At 66.8% G+C, this 19671-nt stretch carries 14 protein-coding genes; 10 read left to right on the top strand and 4 right to left on the bottom strand.

The window, feature by feature from the left end; all coding sequences use genetic code 11:
* The 4 genes from AC1VTH_RS02200 to AC1VTH_RS02185 all read left to right on the top strand — a co-directional run.
* Window positions 1–951, top strand: a 951-nt coding sequence (locus AC1VTH_RS02200) for a carbamoyl-phosphate synthase small subunit (RefSeq protein WP_481334483.1), incomplete at its 5' end; no start/stop codon positions are given.
* The gene (carB, locus tag AC1VTH_RS02195; RefSeq protein ID WP_481334482.1) at window positions 952–4164 is read left to right on the top strand and encodes a carbamoyl-phosphate synthase large subunit; all 3213 of its coding nucleotides are present in this window, start codon (window positions 952–954) and stop codon (window positions 4162–4164) included.
* A 332-nt stretch (window positions 4165–4496) separates the two neighbouring features.
* Complete coding sequence (locus AC1VTH_RS02190; protein ID WP_481334481.1) at window positions 4497–5546, top strand: branched-chain amino acid aminotransferase; 1050 nt, start codon at window positions 4497–4499, stop codon at window positions 5544–5546.
* 188 nt (window positions 5547–5734) lie between these two features.
* Window positions 5735–6694, top strand: coding sequence for an isoaspartyl peptidase/L-asparaginase family protein (locus AC1VTH_RS02185; protein ID WP_481334480.1), 960 nt, complete (start codon window positions 5735–5737; stop codon window positions 6692–6694).
* A 168-nt stretch (window positions 6695–6862) separates the two neighbouring features.
* On the opposite strand, the gene AC1VTH_RS02180 is transcribed toward AC1VTH_RS02185, so the two are convergent.
* The gene (locus AC1VTH_RS02180) at window positions 6863–8545 is read right to left on the bottom strand and encodes an ABC transporter substrate-binding protein (RefSeq protein WP_481334479.1); all 1683 of its coding nucleotides are present in this window, start codon (window positions 8543–8545) and stop codon (window positions 6863–6865) included.
* 345 nt (window positions 8546–8890) lie between these two features.
* Here AC1VTH_RS02180 and AC1VTH_RS02175 point away from each other — a divergent pair, with 345 nt between their 5' ends.
* Entirely contained in the window at window positions 8891–9784 is an 894-nt protein-coding gene (locus tag AC1VTH_RS02175; protein ID WP_481334478.1) for a proline iminopeptidase-family hydrolase, read from the top strand.
* An 81-nt stretch (window positions 9785–9865) separates the two neighbouring features.
* Here the strand turns inward: AC1VTH_RS02175 and AC1VTH_RS02170 are convergent, their stop codons facing one another.
* The gene (locus AC1VTH_RS02170) at window positions 9866–10849 is read right to left on the bottom strand and encodes a zinc dependent phospholipase C family protein (RefSeq protein ID WP_481334477.1); all 984 of its coding nucleotides are present in this window, start codon (window positions 10847–10849) and stop codon (window positions 9866–9868) included.
* 226 nt (window positions 10850–11075) lie between these two features.
* Between AC1VTH_RS02170 and AC1VTH_RS02165 the strand changes: the two genes are divergently transcribed.
* The 3 genes from AC1VTH_RS02165 to AC1VTH_RS02155 all read left to right on the top strand — a co-directional run bounded on the left by AC1VTH_RS02165 (window position 11076) and on the right by AC1VTH_RS02155 (window position 13869).
* Window positions 11076–12335, top strand: coding sequence for an MFS transporter (locus AC1VTH_RS02165; RefSeq protein ID WP_481334476.1), 1260 nt, complete (start codon window positions 11076–11078; stop codon window positions 12333–12335).
* 207 nt (window positions 12336–12542) lie between these two features.
* Complete coding sequence (locus AC1VTH_RS02160) at window positions 12543–13127, top strand: manganese efflux pump MntP (RefSeq protein ID WP_366557695.1); 585 nt, start codon at window positions 12543–12545, stop codon at window positions 13125–13127.
* A gap of 208 nt (window positions 13128–13335) precedes the next feature.
* Window positions 13336–13869: an HdeD family acid-resistance protein gene (locus tag AC1VTH_RS02155; protein ID WP_481334475.1), complete on the top strand. Its 534-nt coding sequence runs from the start codon at window positions 13336–13338 to the stop codon at window positions 13867–13869.
* A gap of 61 nt (window positions 13870–13930) precedes the next feature.
* Here the strand turns inward: AC1VTH_RS02155 and serB are convergent, their stop codons facing one another.
* Window positions 13931–15067 carry a phosphoserine phosphatase SerB gene (serB, locus tag AC1VTH_RS02150; RefSeq protein ID WP_481334474.1) on the bottom strand — a complete coding sequence of 379 codons (1137 nt, stop codon included), beginning with the start codon at window positions 15065–15067 and terminating at the stop codon, window positions 13931–13933.
* A gap of 258 nt (window positions 15068–15325) precedes the next feature.
* Window positions 15326–17413 carry a glutamine synthetase III family protein gene (locus tag AC1VTH_RS02145; protein WP_481334473.1) on the bottom strand — a complete coding sequence of 696 codons (2088 nt, stop codon included), beginning with the start codon at window positions 17411–17413 and terminating at the stop codon, window positions 15326–15328.
* 358 nt (window positions 17414–17771) lie between these two features.
* On the opposite strand from AC1VTH_RS02145, the gene AC1VTH_RS02140 reads away from it, so the two are divergent.
* Entirely contained in the window at window positions 17772–19346 is a 1575-nt protein-coding gene (locus AC1VTH_RS02140) for a polysaccharide deacetylase family protein (protein ID WP_481334472.1), read from the top strand.
* A gap of 68 nt (window positions 19347–19414) precedes the next feature.
* On the top strand, window positions 19415–19671 hold a 257-nt coding region (locus tag AC1VTH_RS02135), incomplete at its 3' end, for an endonuclease III domain-containing protein (protein ID WP_481334471.1).

Below are 19671 nucleotides of genomic sequence, written 5' to 3'. Positions count from 1 at the left end.
GGCATCGTGGCCATCGAGTGCGTCGACACCCGCGAGCTCACGCTGCGCGTGCGCGAGGCCGGCACGATGCGCTGCGCCATCTCGACCACCGACCTCGACCCGGCGAGCCTCGTGGCCCGCGTCAAGGAAGCCCCCTCCATCTCCGAGACCAACTGGGTCGCCAAGGTCTCGACGGCCGACGCCTACGACGTCGACGCCAAGGTCGACCTCGACCGTCCGCGCCGCCGCCTGCGCGTCACCGCCCTCGACTGCGGCGAGAAGCGCGGCATCCTGCGCGGCCTCATCGGTGCCGGCATCGACGTGCACGTCGTGCCCTGGGACACCCCGGCCGAGAAGATCTTGGCCGACAACCCCGACGGCGTGTTCCTCTCCAACGGCCCCGGCGACCCCCGCGAGCTGCCCGAGCCCGCCGCCTGCGCCGAGCAGCTCCTGGGCCGCGTGCCCGTCTTTGGCATCTGCCTGGGCCACCAGATGATCTGCCAGGCCGCGGGCGCCCAGATCGAGAAGCTCCCGTACGGCCACCACGGCGGTAACCAGCCCGTCATGAACCTGCTCTCGGGCATGGTCGAGGTCACGGCCCAGAACCACAACTATGGCCTCGTCTTCCCGAGCCTGGGCGAGCTCGACGTGGAGCTGTCCGGCGGGCAGGAGGTCGTGGACGCCTGGCGCGCCGCCAACACCTCCGACCTGCGTTTCTGGAGCGAGCGACGCATCGCGCCGGTCGCCAACACCGAGCGCTTCGGCCGCATCCGCCTCACGCACGTGAACCTCAACGACGGCACGCCCGAGGGCATCCAGTTCCTCGACATCCCTGCGTTCTCGGTGCAGTACCATCCCGAGGCCTCGCCCGGCCCGCACGACGCGGTCTACCTCTTCGAGGCGTTCCGTCGCCTCATCGAGGGCGAGCCCAACTACCTTGACATCGACGTCCGCGAGGGGAGGCGCTTCTAGTTGCCGAAGCGTACCGACATCAAGAAGATTCTGGTCATTGGCTCTGGCCCCATCGTCATTGGCCAGGCGTGCGAGTTCGACTACTCGGGCACGCAGGCCTGCGAGAGCCTCAAGGCCTTGGGCTACGAGGTCGTGCTGGTGAACTCCAACCCGGCCACGATCATGACCGACCCCAACATCGCCGACCGCACCTACGTCGAGCCCATCACGGCCGATGCGGTCGCCAAGGTCATCGAGCGCGAGCGCCCCGACGCCCTGCTGCCCAACATGGGCGGCCAGACGGGCCTCAACTGCGCCATCGAGCTCGACGAGGCGGGCGTGCTGTCCAAGTACGGCGTCGAGGTCATCGGCTGCAACACCGAGTCGATCCGTATCGGCGAGGACCGCAAGCTCTTTGCCGAGGCCATGGAGGACATCGGCCTGCACATCTGCCGCTCGGGCTTCGCCTACTCGGTGGCAGACGCCGAGCGCATCGTCTCCGAGCTGGGATTTCCCGTCATCATCCGCCCGAGCTTCACGCTGGGCGGCGCCGGCGGCGGCATCGCCTATGACATGGACGACCTGCGCCGCATCGTGGCCCAGGGCGTCGACCTGTCGCCCGAGGGCGAGGTCCTGGTGGAGGAGTCCATCCAGGGCTGGAAGGAAATCGAGATGGAGGTCATGCGCGACTGCGCCGGCAACGGCATCGTGATCTGCTCCATCGAGAACCTCGATCCCATGGGCGTCCACACCGGCGACTCCATCACCGTGGCGCCGGCACAGACCCTGGCCGACACCGAGCTGCAGAAGCTGCGCGACTACTCGCTCGCCATCCTCGAGAAGGTGGGCGTGGCCACCGGCGGCTCCAACGTCCAGTTCGCCGTGAACCCCGAGGACGGCCGCATCATCGTGGTCGAGATGAACCCGCGCGTGAGCCGCTCGTCGGCGCTCGCCTCCAAGGCCACGGGATTCCCCATCGCCAAGGTCGCGGCGCGCCTGGCCGTGGGCCTCACCCTCGACGAGGTCACCAACGACATCACCCAGGCAACGCCCGCGTGCTTCGAGCCCTCGATTGACTACTGCGTGGTCAAGGTCCCGCGCTTTGCCTTCGAGAAGTTCAAGGGCACTGACGCCACGCTCTCGACCCGCATGAAGGCCGTGGGCGAGGTCATGGCCATTGGCCGCACCTTCGAGGAGAGCTTCAACAAGGCCATGCGCTCGCTCGAGACGGGCGAGAACATGCTTGGCGCCGACGACCCCGCGCTCTATGACGTGCCCGACTTCCGCCAGCGCGTCTCGGTGCCCACCGCCCAACGCATCTACTACGTCATCGAGGCGCTGCGCCGCGGCTGGGACATCGACGAGATCCACGACCTCACGGGCATCGACCCGTGGTATCTGAGCCACCTCAAGAACCTCACCGACACCGAGGCCTGGCTCGCCGAGCGCCGCCTCACCGACATCTCGGGACGCGACATGCGCTCGGTCAAGCAGATGGGCTTCTCCGACGAGCAGATCGCCCACTTCACCGGCGCCACCGAGCTCGAGGTGCGCGCCTGGCGCAAGGCCAAGGGCGTGACGCCCGCGATCAAGACGGTCGACACCTGCGGCGGCGAGTTCCCGGCCCGCACGAGCTACCACTACAAGACCTACGAGTGGGGCGCCACCGAGCGCCGCGACACCGATAAGCCGCGCGCGATGATCCTCTCGGCCGGCCCCAACCGCATCGGCCAGGGCATCGAGTTCGACTACTGCTGCTGCCACGCCGCCTACGCCCTGCACGACAAGGGCTACGAGACGGTCATGGTCAACTGCAACCCCGAGACCGTCTCGACCGACTACGACACCTCCGACCGCCTCTACTTCGAGCCGCTCACCTTCGAGGACGTCATGGACATCGTCGACGTCGAGCAGCCCGAGGGCGTCATCTGTACGCTGGGCGGCCAGACCCCCATCAACCTTGCCGCGCGCCTCAAGGCCGCGGGTGTGCCCATCATGGGCACCCAGCCCGACGCCCTCGACCTTGCCGAGGACCGCGAGCGCTTCAGCGCCCTGCTCGACGAGCTGGGCATCGCCTACCCGGTGAGTGGCGTGGCCGAGACCTACGAGGAGGCCGTCGAGGTCGCCAAGCGCATCGGGTTCCCGCTGCTGGTGCGCCCGAGCTACGTGCTGGGCGGCCGCGGCATGGTCATCGCCTACGACGAGCGCCACCTCAAGAGCTACATGGAGGCCGCCACGCGCGTCTCCAAGGACCACCCCATCTACCTCGATTCGTTCCTGGACTCCGCCGTCGAGCTCGACGTCGACGCCCTGGCAGACGGGCGGGAGTGCTACGTGGGCAGCGTGCTCGAGCAGATCGAGGAGGCGGGCATCCACTCCGGCGACTCGGCGTGCTGCATGCCGCCCTACTCGCTCGCAGACTCGATGATCACCGAGATCCGCGAGACCACCCACAAGCTGGCGCTGGCCTGCCACGTCGTAGGCGCGCTCAACGTCCAGTACGCGGTGCACAACGGCCGCCTCTACGTCATCGAGCTGAATCCCCGCGCGAGCCGCACGGTGCCCTTCTCGTCCAAGTCGACCGGCGTGCCGCTCGCGCGCATGGCGGCAAAGATCATGGCGGGCGAGAAGATCTGCGACCTGGGCCTGCCGCCCGAGGACCGCACGTTTGACTACTTTGCCTGCAAGGAGGCCGTGCTGCCCTTCGACCGCTTCCCGGGCGCCGACATGACGCTGGGCCCCGAGATGAAGTCGACCGGCGAGGTCATGGGTGTGGCGCCCACGTTCCCGGCCGCCTACGCCAAGACGCAGCTGGCCATCTCCTACGGCCTGCCCACGAAGGGCCGCGTGTTCATCTCCGTGCGCGACCGCGACAAGCGCGCGATCATTGGCGTGGCGCGCGACCTGGTTGGCATGGGCTTTGAGCTCGTGGGCACCTCGGGCACGGCCAAGGCCCTGCGCGCGGCGGGCATCGCCTGCAAGAGCGTGCGCCGTGCGAGCGAGATGCGCCCCAACATCGCCACGATGCTCTCGGGTGGCGACATCCAGCTCATCATCAACACACCTGGCGGCCACGAGACCCGCGGCGACTTCTACACGCTGCGTCAGCTTGCGGTGCGCTACCGCGTCACGAACGTCACGACGCTCGCCGGTGCCCAGGCGATGGCCGAGGCCATCCGCACGGCGCGCGAGGGGTCGCTTGACGTCGTGGCCCTGCAGGACCTGGGCAGGTAGCGGAGTCCGGCGGGCCTGGGACGATTTAGCCCGGAGCTTTATCGTCCCAAACCCCAGGTAACGTGGGACGAAACAGCTCCGGGCAATTCTGTCCCAGGCTGAGTTGGCTTGCCAAGCGGGGCGAGGGGTGCGTGCCTCTCGCCCCGCTTTCGTGCCAAAGGGGACGGGTCTGCCGGCACGCGACCGCCTGCTGCCGGCCTGCTCGTCTCGGCCATTGCGCACACCTGCCGCACCCGTTACCGCGCCGTAACATAACGGGGCTATCCTGTGGCGATACCGCGACATAGAAGTGCCGCTTTACGAACGACAAGGTACGTGAGGAGCGTTACAGCATGGCAGTTGAGAAGAAGGACCTGGACTGGGGCAGCCTCGGCTTCAGCTATATGCAGACCGACTACAGCTATGAGGCCCACTGGAAGGACGGCGAGTGGGACGAGGGCGGCCTCACGACCGACCACACGATGCACGTCTCCGAGTGCGGCGGCATCTTCCACTACTGCCAGGAGGTCTTCGAGGGCCTCAAGGCCTACACCACCGCCGACGGCAGCATCGTCTGCTTCCGCCCGGACCAGAACGCCCAGCGCATGTACGACTCCGCCCAGCGCCTCGAGATGCCGCCCTTCCCGGTTGACCGCTTCGTTGACGCCGTCAAGCAGGTCGTCACGGCCAACGCCGCCTGGGTGCCGCCCTTTGGCTCCGGCGCCACGCTGTACGTCCGTCCGTTCATGATTGGCTCCGGCAACGTCATCGGCGTTGCCCCCGCTCCCGAGTATACCTTCCGCATCCTCGTGACGCCGGTGGGCCCCTACTACAAGGGTGGCCTCAAGGCCGTCAAGCTGCGCGTCTCCGAGTACGACCGCGCCGCGCCCCACGGCACCGGCAACATCAAGGCCGGCCTGAACTACGCCATGAGCCTGAAGCCCTCCGTCGAGGCCCACTCTACCGGCTATGCCGACAACCTCTACCTCGACTCCGAGACCCGCACCTACGTCGAGGAGACGGGCGGCGCCAACGTGCTGTTCGTCGACGGCAACACCCTCGTCGTTCCCAAGAGCCACACCGACTCGATCCTGCCCTCCATCACCCGTCGCTCGCTGGTCCAGGTTGCTCAGGACCTCGGCATGGTCGTCGACGAGCGCCCGGTCGAGTGGGCCGAGGTCAAGAGTGACAAGTTCTCCGAGTGCGGCATGTGCGGCACCGCCGCCGTCATTTCCCCGGTGGGCGAGATTGACAACAAGGTCTACGGCGCCGACGAGACCGTCGTCTTCCCGGCCGGCCACGTTGAGTGCGGCCCGGTCATGAAGAAGCTGCGCGAGACCCTCACCGGCATCCAGGACGGCGCCGTCGAGGACAAGCACAACTGGGTCTTCAAGGTCTGCTAGCTCTTCTTGGTTGTTTGAACTTTGATTTGTGGGGCGGCTCCGCCGGCGTGTGTGCGCTGGCGGAGCCGCCCGTTATGTAGGGACGTGACAGAGGGGTCAGAGCCCTTTGTCACCTTTTCTGAAAAGAGGGGCGGCATGACAGGGGGACGTGCCTTTTGTCATATCCCCCTAGGGCGAAAGGAAGGCGCATGAGCATGGGCGACGTTGCGCGCGTCGAGCGCGTTGGGGGAGAGGGCCCGCTGCTGGTGATCCACGGCGGTGCGGGCAGGCGCCTGCACGAGATGACTCTCGAGCAGAAGGCCGAGACGAACGCGGCCCTGGCGGCGGCCCTCGACGCGGGCTATGCGGTGCTTGTGGCCGGGGGCGCGGCCGAGGACGCCGTGATCGCGGCCATCCACGTGATGGAGGACGCCCCGTGCTTCAACTGCGCCCGTGGTGCGGCCCTCACGCTCGACGGCACGGCCGAGCTTGACGCCTGTCTCATGCTGGGCAATGGCGAGACGGGCGCCGCCTGCGGCCTTACCTCGGCCAAGCATCCCATCGACGTGGCCCGTGCCGTGATGGAGCGCACACCGCACGTGCTCTTCTCGGCACCGTCGCCGGCGCTTCTTGACGAGTGGGGGATCGAGCAGGTCGACAACGCCTATTTTGTGACGCCAGCCCGCGCGGCGGCGCTCGAGGAGTGGAAGCAGCTGCATGCCGCGGGTGCCAGCGCGGCCGATGCTGCGGCTGCCGATGCGACCCGCCACGGCACCGTGGGCGCCGTTGCGCGAGACGCACACGGCAACATCGCGACCGGCACCTCGACCGGCGGCATCACGGGGCAGGTGAGCGGCCGCGTGGGCGACTCGCCCTTGTGCGGCGCCGGCACCTACGCCAATGCCGGGAGCGTGGCCGTGAGCTGCACCGGCACGGGCGAGACGTTCATCCAGGAGGTGGCTGCCTACCAGGTGCACGCGCGCGTGAACATCGCCGGCGAGGCGCTTGACGAGGCCTGCTGCCACATGCTCGAGGCGGTCGACGCCCGTGGTGGCAACGGCGGTGTCATCGCCCTGCCCACCGAGGGGGCGGGCGCCATTGGCTACACGTGCGGCGCCCAGATGAACCGCGCCTGGGCCTGGGAGGGCCAGCGCTTCACCGGCGTGTGACAAAGGGGTCAAAGCCCTTTGTTACCTTTCCTGAAAAGAGGGCGGGGGTCAAAAGGCACGTCCCTCTGTCCCCGAACAGCGGAGCGGCCCCGGCGCAGCATCAGATGCGTCGGGGCCGCTCTTGTCTCGGGACGTGCCAACAGACCCGTCCCCTTTGGCATGCGCTTGCTACTCGGAGAGGCTGGCCTCGCTCAGCAGGGGCAGGATCTGAGGGCTCACCGTGAGCTCGGCCACGCGCTTGTCGGTGCAGCGGGCGAGCGAGCGGTAGTTGAGCGGCGTGTAGGGCACGAGGTCTGCCACGTAGTCGTCGACGGCCCGCATCGCGGCCACGCGCTCGTCGTGGTCGGCCGTGGCGCGGGCGGTCGCGATGAGCTCCTCGTACTTGTCGTCCGCAAAGTGGCTCACGTTGTCGCCGTTGCCCTTGTGGAACAGCGGGTAGAGGTAGTTGTCGGCGATGGGGTAGTCCGCATACCACGCGCGGGCGCCCACCGAGTAGGTGCCGTCGAGGTAGGACTGGTACATCGCGGCGTACTCGACCTTGTCGATCTCGACGTCGAGACCAAGCTTCTGCCAGTCGGCCTGGATGGCCTGGTACTCGTCCTGCGTGTTGGCGGCGTTGGTCATGAGCTTGAACGACAGGTTGCGCTTGCCGTCGGCGTCGGCGGTGTAACCCGCCTCGTCGAGCAGCTGCGCGGCCTGGTCGGGGTCGTAGGCGGCCCACTTCCAGGCGCCCTCGCGGTAGCCGTCGATGGCCTCGGGGACGATGTCGTCTGCCGGCTTGGCCGAGCCCTCGTAGATGGCGTCGCAGATGGCCTGGCGGTTGATGGCCAGCGACAGGGCGCGACGCACGCGCACGTCGCCCATCACGGGGTCGTCGACGTTGAACGAGAGGAACTGCGTGTAGAGCATCGTGCCGCCCAGGAACTGGCTGCCGGGCGTGGCGGTGTAGCCGTCGGCCGACTCGCCGTAGCTCTCCTTGGCCTGCTTGGTGGCGTTGATGGGCACGAGCGAGCAGTCGAGCGAGCCCGCGTCGAGCTCCTTGTAGGCGGTGTTGGAGTCGCGGTAAATCGCGAAGCGCACGCCGTCGACCTTGGGCGCCTCTCCATTCGCGTAGTCCTCGAAGCGCTCGGTCTCGACGTACTGGCCATCGACCCAGCCGCCCTTCATCTTGAAGGGGCCGTTGCCCACGGGCGCCAGGGCAAAGTCCTTGTAGCCGTCGCCCGAACCCTGGCCCTCGGGAATGGGCGAGAGGACCGGCGCCGCGCAGACGTAGTCGAAGTCCGCGTAGGGCTGCTCGAGCTCAACCACCAAAGTGTAGTCGTCGGGGCAGGTGAGGCCTGCGAGCTCAGTGGCGGTACCTGCGGTGACGTCCTCGTAGCCCTTCACCATCGACAGGTGGTAAGAGACGTTGGAGGGCTGGTCAGACGTGGCCGGGTTGCACAGGCGGTTCCAGGCGTACTTAAACGACTTGGCCGTGACCTCGGAGCCGTCGTGAAACTTGGTGCCCTTGCGCACGTGGAAGGTCCAGACGGTGTCGTCGTCGTTGTGCTTGTGGCTCTCGGCAACGAGGTCTTCGAGCTCGCCGGTCTTGAAGTTGTAGTAGGTGAGGGCGTCAAAGAGGTTGAACGCCACGGCCACGGCGTTCTCGTCCTCGAGGGTATAGGGCTCGATGCCCGTGGGGTTCTCGATGTGGTAGGAGAGCGTGCCGCCCGCGGTGCCGGTGGTGGCGACCTGCGCGGCGGTGTCGTCGCCCTTCTTGCAGCCGGCGAGTGCGGCGACGGCCGCGGCGGCGCTGCCCGCGATGACACCGCGGCGCGAGAGGGGGGTGGAGAGGAGCTTCCTTGCGTCCATGGTTCCATCCTTTCTGGTGCCGGCTGCGCACGTGGCTGGCCGGCGCTCTTGGCCCGTTTCGCGCGGCGCCTGGGGCGCTGGTTCCGGCGGGTTGCTTTTATTTCCTACTACCCTACTATGAATAAGGGTGTTTTCAAGCGCGAGCAGGGCGTCGCCGACCCTTGTAATCGCATCGTTACAGAATGGGCGGACGGCTCGCCTGCGTGCGTTGTGCAGCTAGTATATGGCTCCACACCCAAGGCATGGTTACAGCCTGGTTGCTTGGCCGGCGATGCGCACGGCCCGCGTGCGCTCCGGGCATTGGACAGGCCGGCCCTTGTGGCCGGGCGGAAGGAAGGGAGACCCATGGAGGAGCTCAAGGTCGTCGAGGGGTACATGCCGTTTGCCGGATACAAGACGTGGTATCGCATCGTGGGCGAGAACGACCTGGGGCGCCTACCACTACTCACCATCCACGGCGGCCCCGGCAACACCCACTGGTACCTGCGCTCCCTCGACGAGCTCGCCCGCAAGTACCACCGTCAGGTCATCTACTACGACCAGATTGGCTGCGGCTACTCCAAGACGCCCTCCAACCCCGACATGTGGAGCGCCGAGCTCTTCGAGGAGGAGCTCGTGGCCCTGCGCCGTCACCTGGGCCTCGAGCACGTGCACCTGCTGGGCCAGAGCTGGGGCGGCATGCTCGAGCTGCAGTACGCCACGCACCGCCCGAGCGGCGTGGCGTCGATGGTGGTGGCGAGCTCGCCGGCAGACGCGCACCTGTGGCTCTCCGAGGCGCTTCGCCTGCGCTCCTACCTGCCCCGCGAGATGGAGAAGGCGCTTGCCCAGGCAGACGTCGACGGCGACTACGACCGCCCAGAGGTCAAGGTTGCGAGCGCCGAGTACTACCGCCGCCACGTGGCCGCGGTGCCCGAGGACGAGCGTCCCGTCGAGTGGCGCAAGCCCTTCGCCGACCCCGTGGGCGACGAGGTCTACCACACGATGCAGGGCATGAGCGAGTTCGTGTTCACGGGCAAGCTCAAGGACTGGAGCGTGGTCGACCGGCTGTCCAACATCTGCATCCCCACGCTCGTGACCTCGGGCACGGCCGACGAGTGCACCCCGCTCATCGCCAAGCAGGTCGCCGATGGCATCCCCGGTGCCGAGTGGGCCCTGCTCGAAGGCACCCACTGCGTGCACCTCGAGCATGTCGAGCAGTACAACGCCGTGGTCGAGGAGTTCCTCGAGCGCCACGAGTAGGCAAGTGTGACAAAGGAGGGCCCGGCAGCCGTGTGGTTGCCGGGCCCTCCTGTGGTTTGCGCACGTTTTGACGCCGCCGCGCTACGCCTCGACGGTCGCGCCGGCCTGCTCGGCATCGTCGGCAGACTCGGGAGCTTCGTCGGCGCTCAGCGGCATGCCGGAGTAGTTGAGGCCGGCGACCGCGGCGCGCAGCTCCTCGCCGCCGTGCGTGAACGCCTCGGAGAGCGTCGGCCAGCCCTTGAGGGCGCGGTCGAACACCTCGGGGAAGCTCTCGTTGGACGCGACGCGCGTAAAGGGGTTCACCCACTCCTCGTGGTCAAGGTTGGCCGCGGCGCACTCGTCGGAGGTCGAGACGCGGTGGGAGAGGGCCTGCAGCAGCGAGTGCGATCGCACGGCGCGCTCGATGACGCCCAGCCCCACGCCGCGCAGCGAGCCGTGCGGCTCGATCGAGCGGTAGCACAGCTCCATGTCAGCCACGGCGCCCGCGTACTCGCTCGCGCCCACCTTGAGGCCAAACGTCTCCCACGCGACCTGGCTCATGAGGGCGCCCGCCACGCGGCAGATGCGCTCGGTGTGGACGAGCTCCGACGCCGGCGGGCAGTCGTGCACGGTCGCGCGGCGCAGCTTCCACAGCATCCAGGTGTCGAGGTCGCTCTCGATGACGGCGTGGACCTCGCTGTCCGCGTCATAGAGGTCGTCGGCCGCCTCGACGATGGCGTACTGCTGCGCGTAGACAAAGGGGTGCGCCACGCGGTCGAGCGCGTAGTGGGAGAGCATGCCCAGGGCAAACGCGCGGCCAATGCCGGCGTCTGCGGCGGGCAGGTGCCCCACGCCCTCGCGCAGGGCGGTGAAGGCGCTGGTCATGTGGCCGTCATGCATCTCGTGGGCAAGCGCGCGGGCCTCGGAGCCGCGCTCTGGCGTGGTGAGCATGCGGAAGAAGAAGGGGTCGGGGCCCTGGTTGCCCAGCAGAAACGCCAGCAGCTCCTCCTCGCTGGTGATGACGCCCTCGGGAAGCAGGGTGGCCGAGCGCTCGCCGAACAGGTGATGGGTGATGAGTGCGGGCATGGGATGTCCTTTCATACGCTAAGTCCATCTCATTATGCCCCGTCTGTGCGCGAGAAGAACAGTCTTGCGGGCGTTTCGCTGCCGCTTGCCGCCCGCTCGCGGGCCAAGGCGGGCCGTCGATTCTTTTCGGGTACCTTACGTGGGCAAGCGGCCAAACCCGCTACCATGGATGGGACCCGCGCCGCGTGCACCGCGCCGACGCACGACAAACGTTATGGAGATGCCCATGGCAAAGACCAAGTACACCAAGCTCGAGCGCAACTGGGTGATGTATGACGTGGGCAACTCGGCGCTCGTGCTGCTCAACACCTCGATCGTGCCCATCTACTTCAACGCGATCAACACCGGCGCTTCCGCCGCCGAGCTCGTGAGCGCCTGGGCCAACGCCCAGACCATCGCCTCGCTTGTGGTGGCGCTGCTCATGCCCGTGCTGGGTTCGCTCGCAGACTACGCGGGCAACAAGATCAAGTTCTTCATTGGCTTCTTCCTCACGGGCCTCGTGCTGTGCTTTGCCCAGGCCATCCCCATGGGGGCGCTGCCGTTCCTCGTGGCTTACGTGCTGTGCACGATTGGCCTCAACTCGTCCATGACGTTCTATGATGCTATGCTCACCGACGTCACGACCGACGAGCGCATGGACATGGTCTCGAGCTCGGGCTATGCCTGGGGCTACGTGGGCTCCACCGTGCCGTTCATCGTCTGCCTCGCCCTCATCTTTGGCGGCCCCGCCCTGGGCCTCGAAACGATGCTGTGCACGCGCCTGTCGTTTGTGATCACGGGCCTGTGGTGGCTCGCCTTTACCCTGCCGCTCATCCGCACCTACAAGCAGCGCTTTGGCAAGGAGCGCGAGCCGGGCGAGACGCTGGGCACCATCGTGGGCTCCACCTTCTTGGGCCTCGTCGACACGATGAGGAGCATCGCCAAGAACCGCACGCTGCTCGTGTACATGGTGGCGTTCTTCTTCTACATCGACGGCGTCCACACCGTCATCTCGATGGCGACGAGCTATGGCGCGGCCCTGGGCATCGACTCGACCCAGCTCGTGCTGGCGCTGCTCGTGACGCAGTTCGTGGCCTTCCCGTCGGCCATCATCTACGGCAAGCTCGCCGGCAAGGTGGGCACCCTGCGCATGATCATCGTGGCGGTGCTCGCGTACTGCGGCATCGTGCTGTTCGCGGCCTTTGCGCTCAAGACGGCTGTTGAGTTTTGGATCCTCGCCATTCTCGTGGGCCTCTTCCAAGGTGGCGTGCAGGCGCTTTCGCGCAGCTACTTTGGCAAGCTCGTACCCAAGGAGCACAGCAACGAGTACTACGGCTTCTTCGACATCTTTGGCCGCTACGCCAGCGTGTTCGGCACGTTCCTGGTGGGCATCATCACCTCGCTCACGGGCGACGCGAGCCTGGGCGTGCTGTCGATTGGCGTACTGCTCGTCGTGGGCCTCGTGATGCTGTTGACGCTGCCCGACGCGCGTGGCGAGCGCGCCTAGCACGCGCGCTTGCTTGACGTAATAAGTTGACCGCCTGCGGCGGGGGGGGGCGCGGTCCTCTCCCGCCGCTTCTTTTGTGCGAGAAGGGGGAGGGCCTCTCTGTCACATCAGATGTTGCCGTCTCTACCGGGCGTGCATATTTACCTGCGCTTACTGTGTGCGAGCGGGGTATCATATCGGCTCGTTGTGCTTCTCCAACATGGGAGGATGACTGGCTTGAGCCTTCTCGAGATCATCTTGCTGGGCGTGGCCCTTTCGGCCGACGCCTTTGCCGTGACCATCTCCAACACGTTTGTCTACGCAAGCGAGTCCAAGCGTCGCCTCGTGCTCATGCCCGTGATGTTTGGCCTGTTCCAGGGCCTCATGCCGCTACTGGGCTACTTTGTGGGAGGCCTCGCGGCCGAGGTCATCGAGCGCTACGCCGGCATCATCACACTCGTGATTCTGGGCATCGTGGGCGGCAACATGATCCGCGAGGGCGCCGAGGCGCTGCTGCACCCCGGCGAGGACGAGGCCGAGCACGCGGGTCCCGTGGCCAAGCGCCTCACGATGGTCACAATCCTCGCCCAGGCCTTCGCCACCGCGATCGACGCCTTCGCCGTGGGCGTGAGCCTGCGCGCCCAGGCGGTGAACATCGTGGTCGCGGCCTCGATCATCGCCCTCACGACGTTCGTGCTGTGCCTCGCGGCGCTTGCCATGGGCCGCAAGCTGGGCGAGGTGCTGGGAGACCGCGCCCAGGTCGCCGGCGGCATCGTGCTGGTGCTCATCGGCCTCAAGGCGTTCTTCGCGTAGGGGCCGCCAGTTCCGTCTTGGCCCATGCCCCGCTTTTCTCGTGTCCCTCGTCTTCCCCGCAGAAGGCGAGGGCATTTTCGCACGGGGACACAGGGACGTGTCTTTTGTCCCCGCCAAAAGGTGACAAAAGACACGTCCCTGTGTCCCCGATGTCTTGGGCTGGCTGCAGATGGGTATGCCAAGGGTGAGCGAGAGCGAGGAGGTTCGCATGGATTGGTTCGAGAGGTTCTTTAGGCGCACGAAGACAACGGTCATCCTCATGGGCGCGGCGCTGCTCGTCCTGGGCATCGCGCTGTTCGTGAGCCCCATTGGGGCCACGCTGCTGGTGGTTCGCGTTATGGGCTGGGTGCTGCTCGCCGCGGGCGCCCTCACGCTCGCGGGCTGCTGGCGCCACTACAGCGAGGGGCTGCGGCAGGCAGACCTGTTCATGGGCCTGCTCGAGTGCGTGCCCGGCGCCTGCCTCGTCATCTGGCCCGACGCCTTCGTGAGCGTGGTCTACGCGCTCATTGGCGTCGTGATTCTCGTGACGGGCATCAACGACGTCATCGAGGCCAACGCGCTGCGCCACGTCGTGGGCGTTGGCTGGGGCTGGCGCATGGCACTAGGTGTCGCCACGGTGGTCGTGGGGCTCGTCGTGGTGGCCTCGCCCTTCACGATGGCCGAGCTGGTGATGCTCGTGGCCGGCGTGGCCCTCGTGTTCGACGGTATCACCGAGATCGTCGCCGGCATTTCGATGCCGTAGCGGAGACGGACGGCATATCGCCACGTAAGAAGGGCGCGTCCTTGCGGGCGCGCCCTGTTTGCTACTGGTCGATGATGTCGAGAGCGCGCATGAGGTCGCGCTCCTCGATGGCGTAGGGCGCTGCCTCGCGCACGCGTGGCTTGGCGCAAAACGCGATGCCCGTCCCCGCCGCCAAGATCATGGGGATGTCGTTGGCGCCGTCGCCCAGGGCAACGCAGCGCTTGAGCGGAATGCCCAGCTCGCTAGCCCAGTCCTTGAGGGCCTCGAGCTTGCGGTCCTTGGTCACGATGGGCGCGGCCAGCTTGCCCGTGAGCTTGCCGTCCACTACCTCGAGGCGGTTTGCCAGGCAGAAGTCGATGCCCGCGGCCGCAACGATGCGGTCGGCCACCTCGTGGAAGCCGCCGGAGACCACGCCCACCTTCCAGCCGCGCTCGTGGGCGGTCGAGACGAGCTCGGGCGCACCCTTCGTGAACGTCACGCGCTCGTAGGTGCGGTCGAACACGTCTTCGTCGAGACCGGCGAGCAGGCCCACGCGCTCGGTGAGCGCCGCGGCAAAGTCGAGCTCGCCGCGCATGGCGCGCTCGGTGATGTCCGCGACCTTCTCGCCCACGCCGGCCTCCTCGCCCAGAAGGTCGATGACCTCCTGATTGATGAGCGTGGAGTCGATGTCCATCACGATGAGGCGCTCGTCGGGCGCAAGCGCGGGCACCTTCTTCTCCATGATGTAGTCGTCCATCACGAAGCCCTCGCCGATGCTCGTCTCCACCGCGTCGATGACTGCGAAGCCGCGGCCGCGGTAGCAGCGGATGCCCAGCTCGTTGTGCTTGTTGACCGTGAGGTACATGGCGGCAAGGCCGCGCTCGCGGCACAGGCCCACGTAGAAGGAGATGACGTCTGCGGCGAGGTGGCGGCCGCGGCAGCTGCTCTTGAGGTAGATCTTGGAGATGAAGAAGCGGTTGGTCTCGGGCTCGACGTGGCCACCGGTGTAGCCGCAGGTCTGACCGTCCTCGTCCATGACGAACCAGTACTCGTAGGCGTGCTCCGCCATGTCGCGCTGGATCGCGGGCAGGCTCTGGAACTGCTTGACCATGTAGTTGGTCTGGTCCTGGCCGATGAGGGCGGGCCAGTACTCGTTCCAGATCTGGCTGGCGAGGTTTGCGAGCTCCTCCTGGTCTGCCGCGGTCTTAACGGCCCTCATGCGTGCCCCCATGGCGCTCCTCTCGTATGTGTGCACGACGTTTCTACTGTAGCGCAGCAGCCCGGACGCGGGCGCCTTGCTGCCTGGGACAAATTAGCCCGGAGCTTTATCGTCCCAAAACCCAGGAAAAGTGGGACAGAAAGGCTACGGGCTTAAGTGTCCCAAAGAAAGGAGCCCCGCCCGATGGGGCGAGGCTCCTGGGGATGCGGCGTTGCCGCGGTCGGCTTGCGGCGCCGGGCGTGCCTGGCGCGCGAAGGGCTACACGTAGAAGAGGATCTTGTTGTAGCTCGGGACGGGCCAGTAGTCGTGGCCGCAGACCTTCTCCATCGCGTCGACCGAGGCGCGCAGCTCGTCCATCGCGGGGATGACGGAGTCGCGGTAGGCGTTGTCCTGCTCGGTGCAGTCCTCGAGGCCCTGAGCGGCGGCGTTCTTCTGCTCGAGGTCGTCGACGAGGTCGGTGATCTTGTCGATGCCGTCGGTGAGCGTCTGGACGAGCTTCTTCTCGGCCTTGGCGGCGATGCCCAGCTCGGCCTTGGTGGCAACGGTCGTGGCGATGTCGCCGGAGTAATCGAACAGCGCCGGCAGATACATGTGCTTGGTCATGTACACCATCGAGTTGGCCTCGATGTTGAGGAGCTTGGCGTACTGCTCGGCCTTGGAGACGTAGCGGGCGTGCATCTCGTCGGCGCTGCAGACGTGGTACTTCTCGAACAGGTCGATATTCTTCTTGTCGAGCAGACACGGCAGGGCATCGGGCGTGGTGCGCATGTTGAGCAGACCGCGCTTCTCGGCCTCCTCGGGCCACTCACCGGAGTAGCCGTTGCCGTTGAAGATGATGCGCTGGTGGTCGGTGAGGGTCTTCTTGACCCAGGCCAGGGCGGCAACGATGAAGTCGCACTCGGCAACGTCGGCCATGTCGGTGGCGAACTTGTCGAGCTTCTCGGCAACGGCGGTGTTCAGCACCATGTTGGGGTCGGACAGGTTCTGCTGCGAGCCGCACATGCGGAACTCGAACTTGTTGCCCGTGAAGGCGAACGGGGAGGTGCGGTTGCGGTCGGTGCTGTCCTTGGTGAGGTCGGCCAGCTGCGGCACGCCCAGGTCCATCTTCTCGCGCGGGTGGCTCGAGTAGGGCTTGTCGTTGATGAGCGCGTCGACGACGGCGGCCAGGTCGTCGCCCAGGAAGATCGAGACAATCGCGGGAGGAGCCTCGTTGGCGCCCAGACGGTGGTCGTTGCCGGCCGAGGCGACGCTTGCGCGCATGAGGTCCTGGTAGTCGTCGACCGCGGCGATGACGCTCGAGAGGAAGACGAGGAACTGCAGGTTGTCCTCGGGGGTGTCGGACGGGTCGAGCAGGTTCTTGCCGTCTGCGGAGATTGACCAGTTGTTGTGCTTGCCCGAGCCGTTGACGTAGTCAAAGGGCTTCTCGTGCTGCAGGCACACTAGGCCGTGGTGGGAGGCGATGATCTTCATCTTCTCCATGGTGACCAGGTTGTGGTCGATGGCCTTGGAGCTCGTCTCGAAGATGGGCGCGAGCTCGTGCTGGCAGGGGGCAACCTCGTTGTGCTTGGTCTTGGCGGGCACCGCGAGCTTCCACAGCTCGTCGTCGAGCTCCTTCATGAACTCGTTGACGGTGGGACGGATGGCGCCGAAGTAGTGCTCCTCGAGCTCCTGGCCCTTGACCGGCTCGCAGCCAAAGAGGGTGCGGCCGCACATGATGAGGTCGGGGCGCGCGGCGTAGTCCTCCTCCTTGATGAGGAAGTACTCCTGCTCGGGGCCCACGGTGGTGGTCACGGCCGTGACGTCCTTGCCAAAGAGCTTGAGCACGCGCTTAGCCTGCTCGTCAAGGGCGACGGTGGAGCGCAGCAGCGGCGTCTTCTTGTCGAGCGCCTCGCCGGTGTAGGAGATGAACGCCGTGGGGACGCACAGCACCTCGTCCTTGATGAAGGCGGGGGAGGTGGGGTCCCAGGCGGTGTAGCCGCGGGCCTCGAACGTGGCGCGCAGGCCGCCGGACGGGAAGCTCGAGGCGTCGGGCTCGCCCTGGATGAGGGCCTTGCCGGAGAAGGTCTCCAGCGCGCGGCCGTCTCCGGTGGGCTCCATGAAGGCGTCGTGCTTCTCGGACGTGATGCCCGTGAGCGGCTGGAACCAGTGCGTGTAGTGCGTGGCACCCTTCTCGAGCGCCCACTCCTTCATGGCGTGGGCAACCTCGTTGGCGATGTCGAGGTTGAGTGCCTTGCCCTCCTTGATGACGCGGGAGAGCTCCTTGTAGGTGGGCTTGGGCAGACGCTCGCGCATGACGGAGTCGCTGAACACCAGGCTGCCGTACTCCTCGGTGACCTTTGAAGCCATGTGGACTCGCTTTCTCTTCTGGAGAACTTGGATCCCTGACATCGAAACACTCTAACGAGGCAATATTACGGCGTAATTAAGCCTTGGCAACACGCGAGCTTCTCGCAAGCGACAAAAGTTTGAACGAGGCGTTGCCAAACGGTTGGCGAGGGCGTGCCAAGGGGACGGGTCTTCTGGCACGCGGCGGTGGGCGAGAGAGACACCCGCGAGTCGTCGCGCTTCTCGGCCACCGCGCCCTTCTCGGCCCCATGATGGCGCGGGCTACGTGTCCCATCTGTTACTTGCGCCCACTATTTATGAGGGGCAGGCGCTAGGATAGATACGTTACCTATATGTTCAGCGAACGGGAGGCCCTTCGATGGGCAAGCACTTCAAGACCTCACCCGAGCCGGGTGACTTCCGGCGCCAGAGTCGCTTTGACCGCGCGCCCCAGGGCGACGCGCCGCAGTACGTGCCCCAGCCTGGTGCGGGAGACGCGCCGCAGTACGTGCCCCAGCCTGGTGCGGGAGACGCGCCGCAGTACGTGCCGCAGGCCAGCACGGACGACGCCTACGGCCACGCGCCCGCGTCCCAGCCTGGCGTCGACGCGCCCACCCAGCGTAGGGCCTACGTCCCCCAGGGTGGCGCCTACGTGCCGCAGGGCGAGAACAACCCCTACGCGGGCGGCCCCGCCTCCGGCGCCGCGGGCTTTACGCCCCAGCAGGTGGGCACGGGCCACGGCCGCCCCGCGCGCAACGCCGGCGTGCCCGGTGCCCCGCGCAAGCGCAAGCGCCGCGTGCCGATGCTCGTGGTGGTCCTCGTCGTCATCGCGGCGCTGGTCGGCGGCGGTGCGTTCCTCTACTTCAACCCGCCCATCTACCGCGTGTCGGTCGACGGCACCGAGCGCATGGTGCGCGCCGGCTCCACGCTGGGCGACCTCATCAGCGAAGGCTTCTCGAGCCCTAAGGCCGGCAACCTCATCGCCGTCGACGGCTCCGTGGCCACCGAGGGCGGCGGCGATCCCTTCGAGGCCAACCTCAACGGCACGACCACGGCAGACCCCTCCACGCCCGTGCCGCGCCACTCGACCGTCACCTTTGCCGACGGCAACGACGTCGACGAGGAGTACACCGAGACCACCGAGCCCGTCGCCCACGGCGAGAGCGGCGACGATATGAGCTCGTTCAACCTCTACTGGGCGGGCTCCATCCACGTCTACTCCGAGGGTGAGGATGGCGAGCAGGTCACCAAGACCGGCAAGGTCTCGGGCAAGACCGTGACCGAGGTCACCAAGCAGCCCGTCGACACCGGCTACCACGTCTACACGGCCGATACGGGCGACGACAAGGTCATCGCCCTCACGTTCGATGACGGCCCCTGGCCCACCACCACGTCCGAGATCCTCGACGTCCTCAAGGAGAACGACGCCCACGCCACCTTCTTCGAGATTGGCAACCAGGTGGGCGAGCATGCGGACGTCGTGAAGCGCATCGCGGCCGAGGGCAACCAGATCGGCACCCACACCTGGGACCACGCGAGCGGCTCGGGCGGCGGCGTCGACCTCACCAAGATGAGCGCCGACGAGCAGGTGAGCGAGGTCGACAAGGGCTTCCAGGCCATCGAGAGCGTGCTGGGCACGAGCGTGACCCACGTGATGCGCGCACCGGGCGGCAACTACCACGGCGATATCATCAAGACGCTCGCGAGCCACTGCACCGCCGAGATTGGCTGGAACATCGACACCGAGGATTGGAGGCGCCCGGGCGCACAGAAGATCGCCGACGCGATCCTGTCGGCCAAGCCGGGCGACGTGGTGCTCATGCACGACGGCGGCGGCGACCGCTCGCAGACGGTCGAGGCGCTCAAGATCGCGCTGCCGCAGCTCAAGGCCGCCGGCTACAAGTTCGTGACCATCGACGAGCTCATGGCCTACGGTATGCCGGGCGGCAACTAGTGGATTGAACGCCTGGGCCGGGCCCGCGAACGCCTCGCGAGCCCGGCCCTTTTTCCGAGGAGGCTGACATGCCGCGCGAGACGAACGCTGCGAAGCGGGAGAGGGCAGTCGAGTTCTGTGGCCGCCTCAACGAGATGTACGGCCCGGTTGAGTGCTTCCTCGACCACACGAACCCGTTCAGGCTGGTCATCTCGGTGCTCCTCTCGGCCCAGACGACCGACGCCCAGGTCAACAAGGTGACGCCTGAGCTGTTCGATCGCTGGCCCACGCCCGAGGCGCTTGCCGCCGCGAGTCCCGAGGAGGTGGGCAAGGTCATCCGCAGCCT

This window comes from Parolsenella sp., assembly GCF_982402205.1.
Note: the sequence above shows the minus strand (reverse complement) of the source record. Positions and strands in the feature narration are given on the sequence as shown.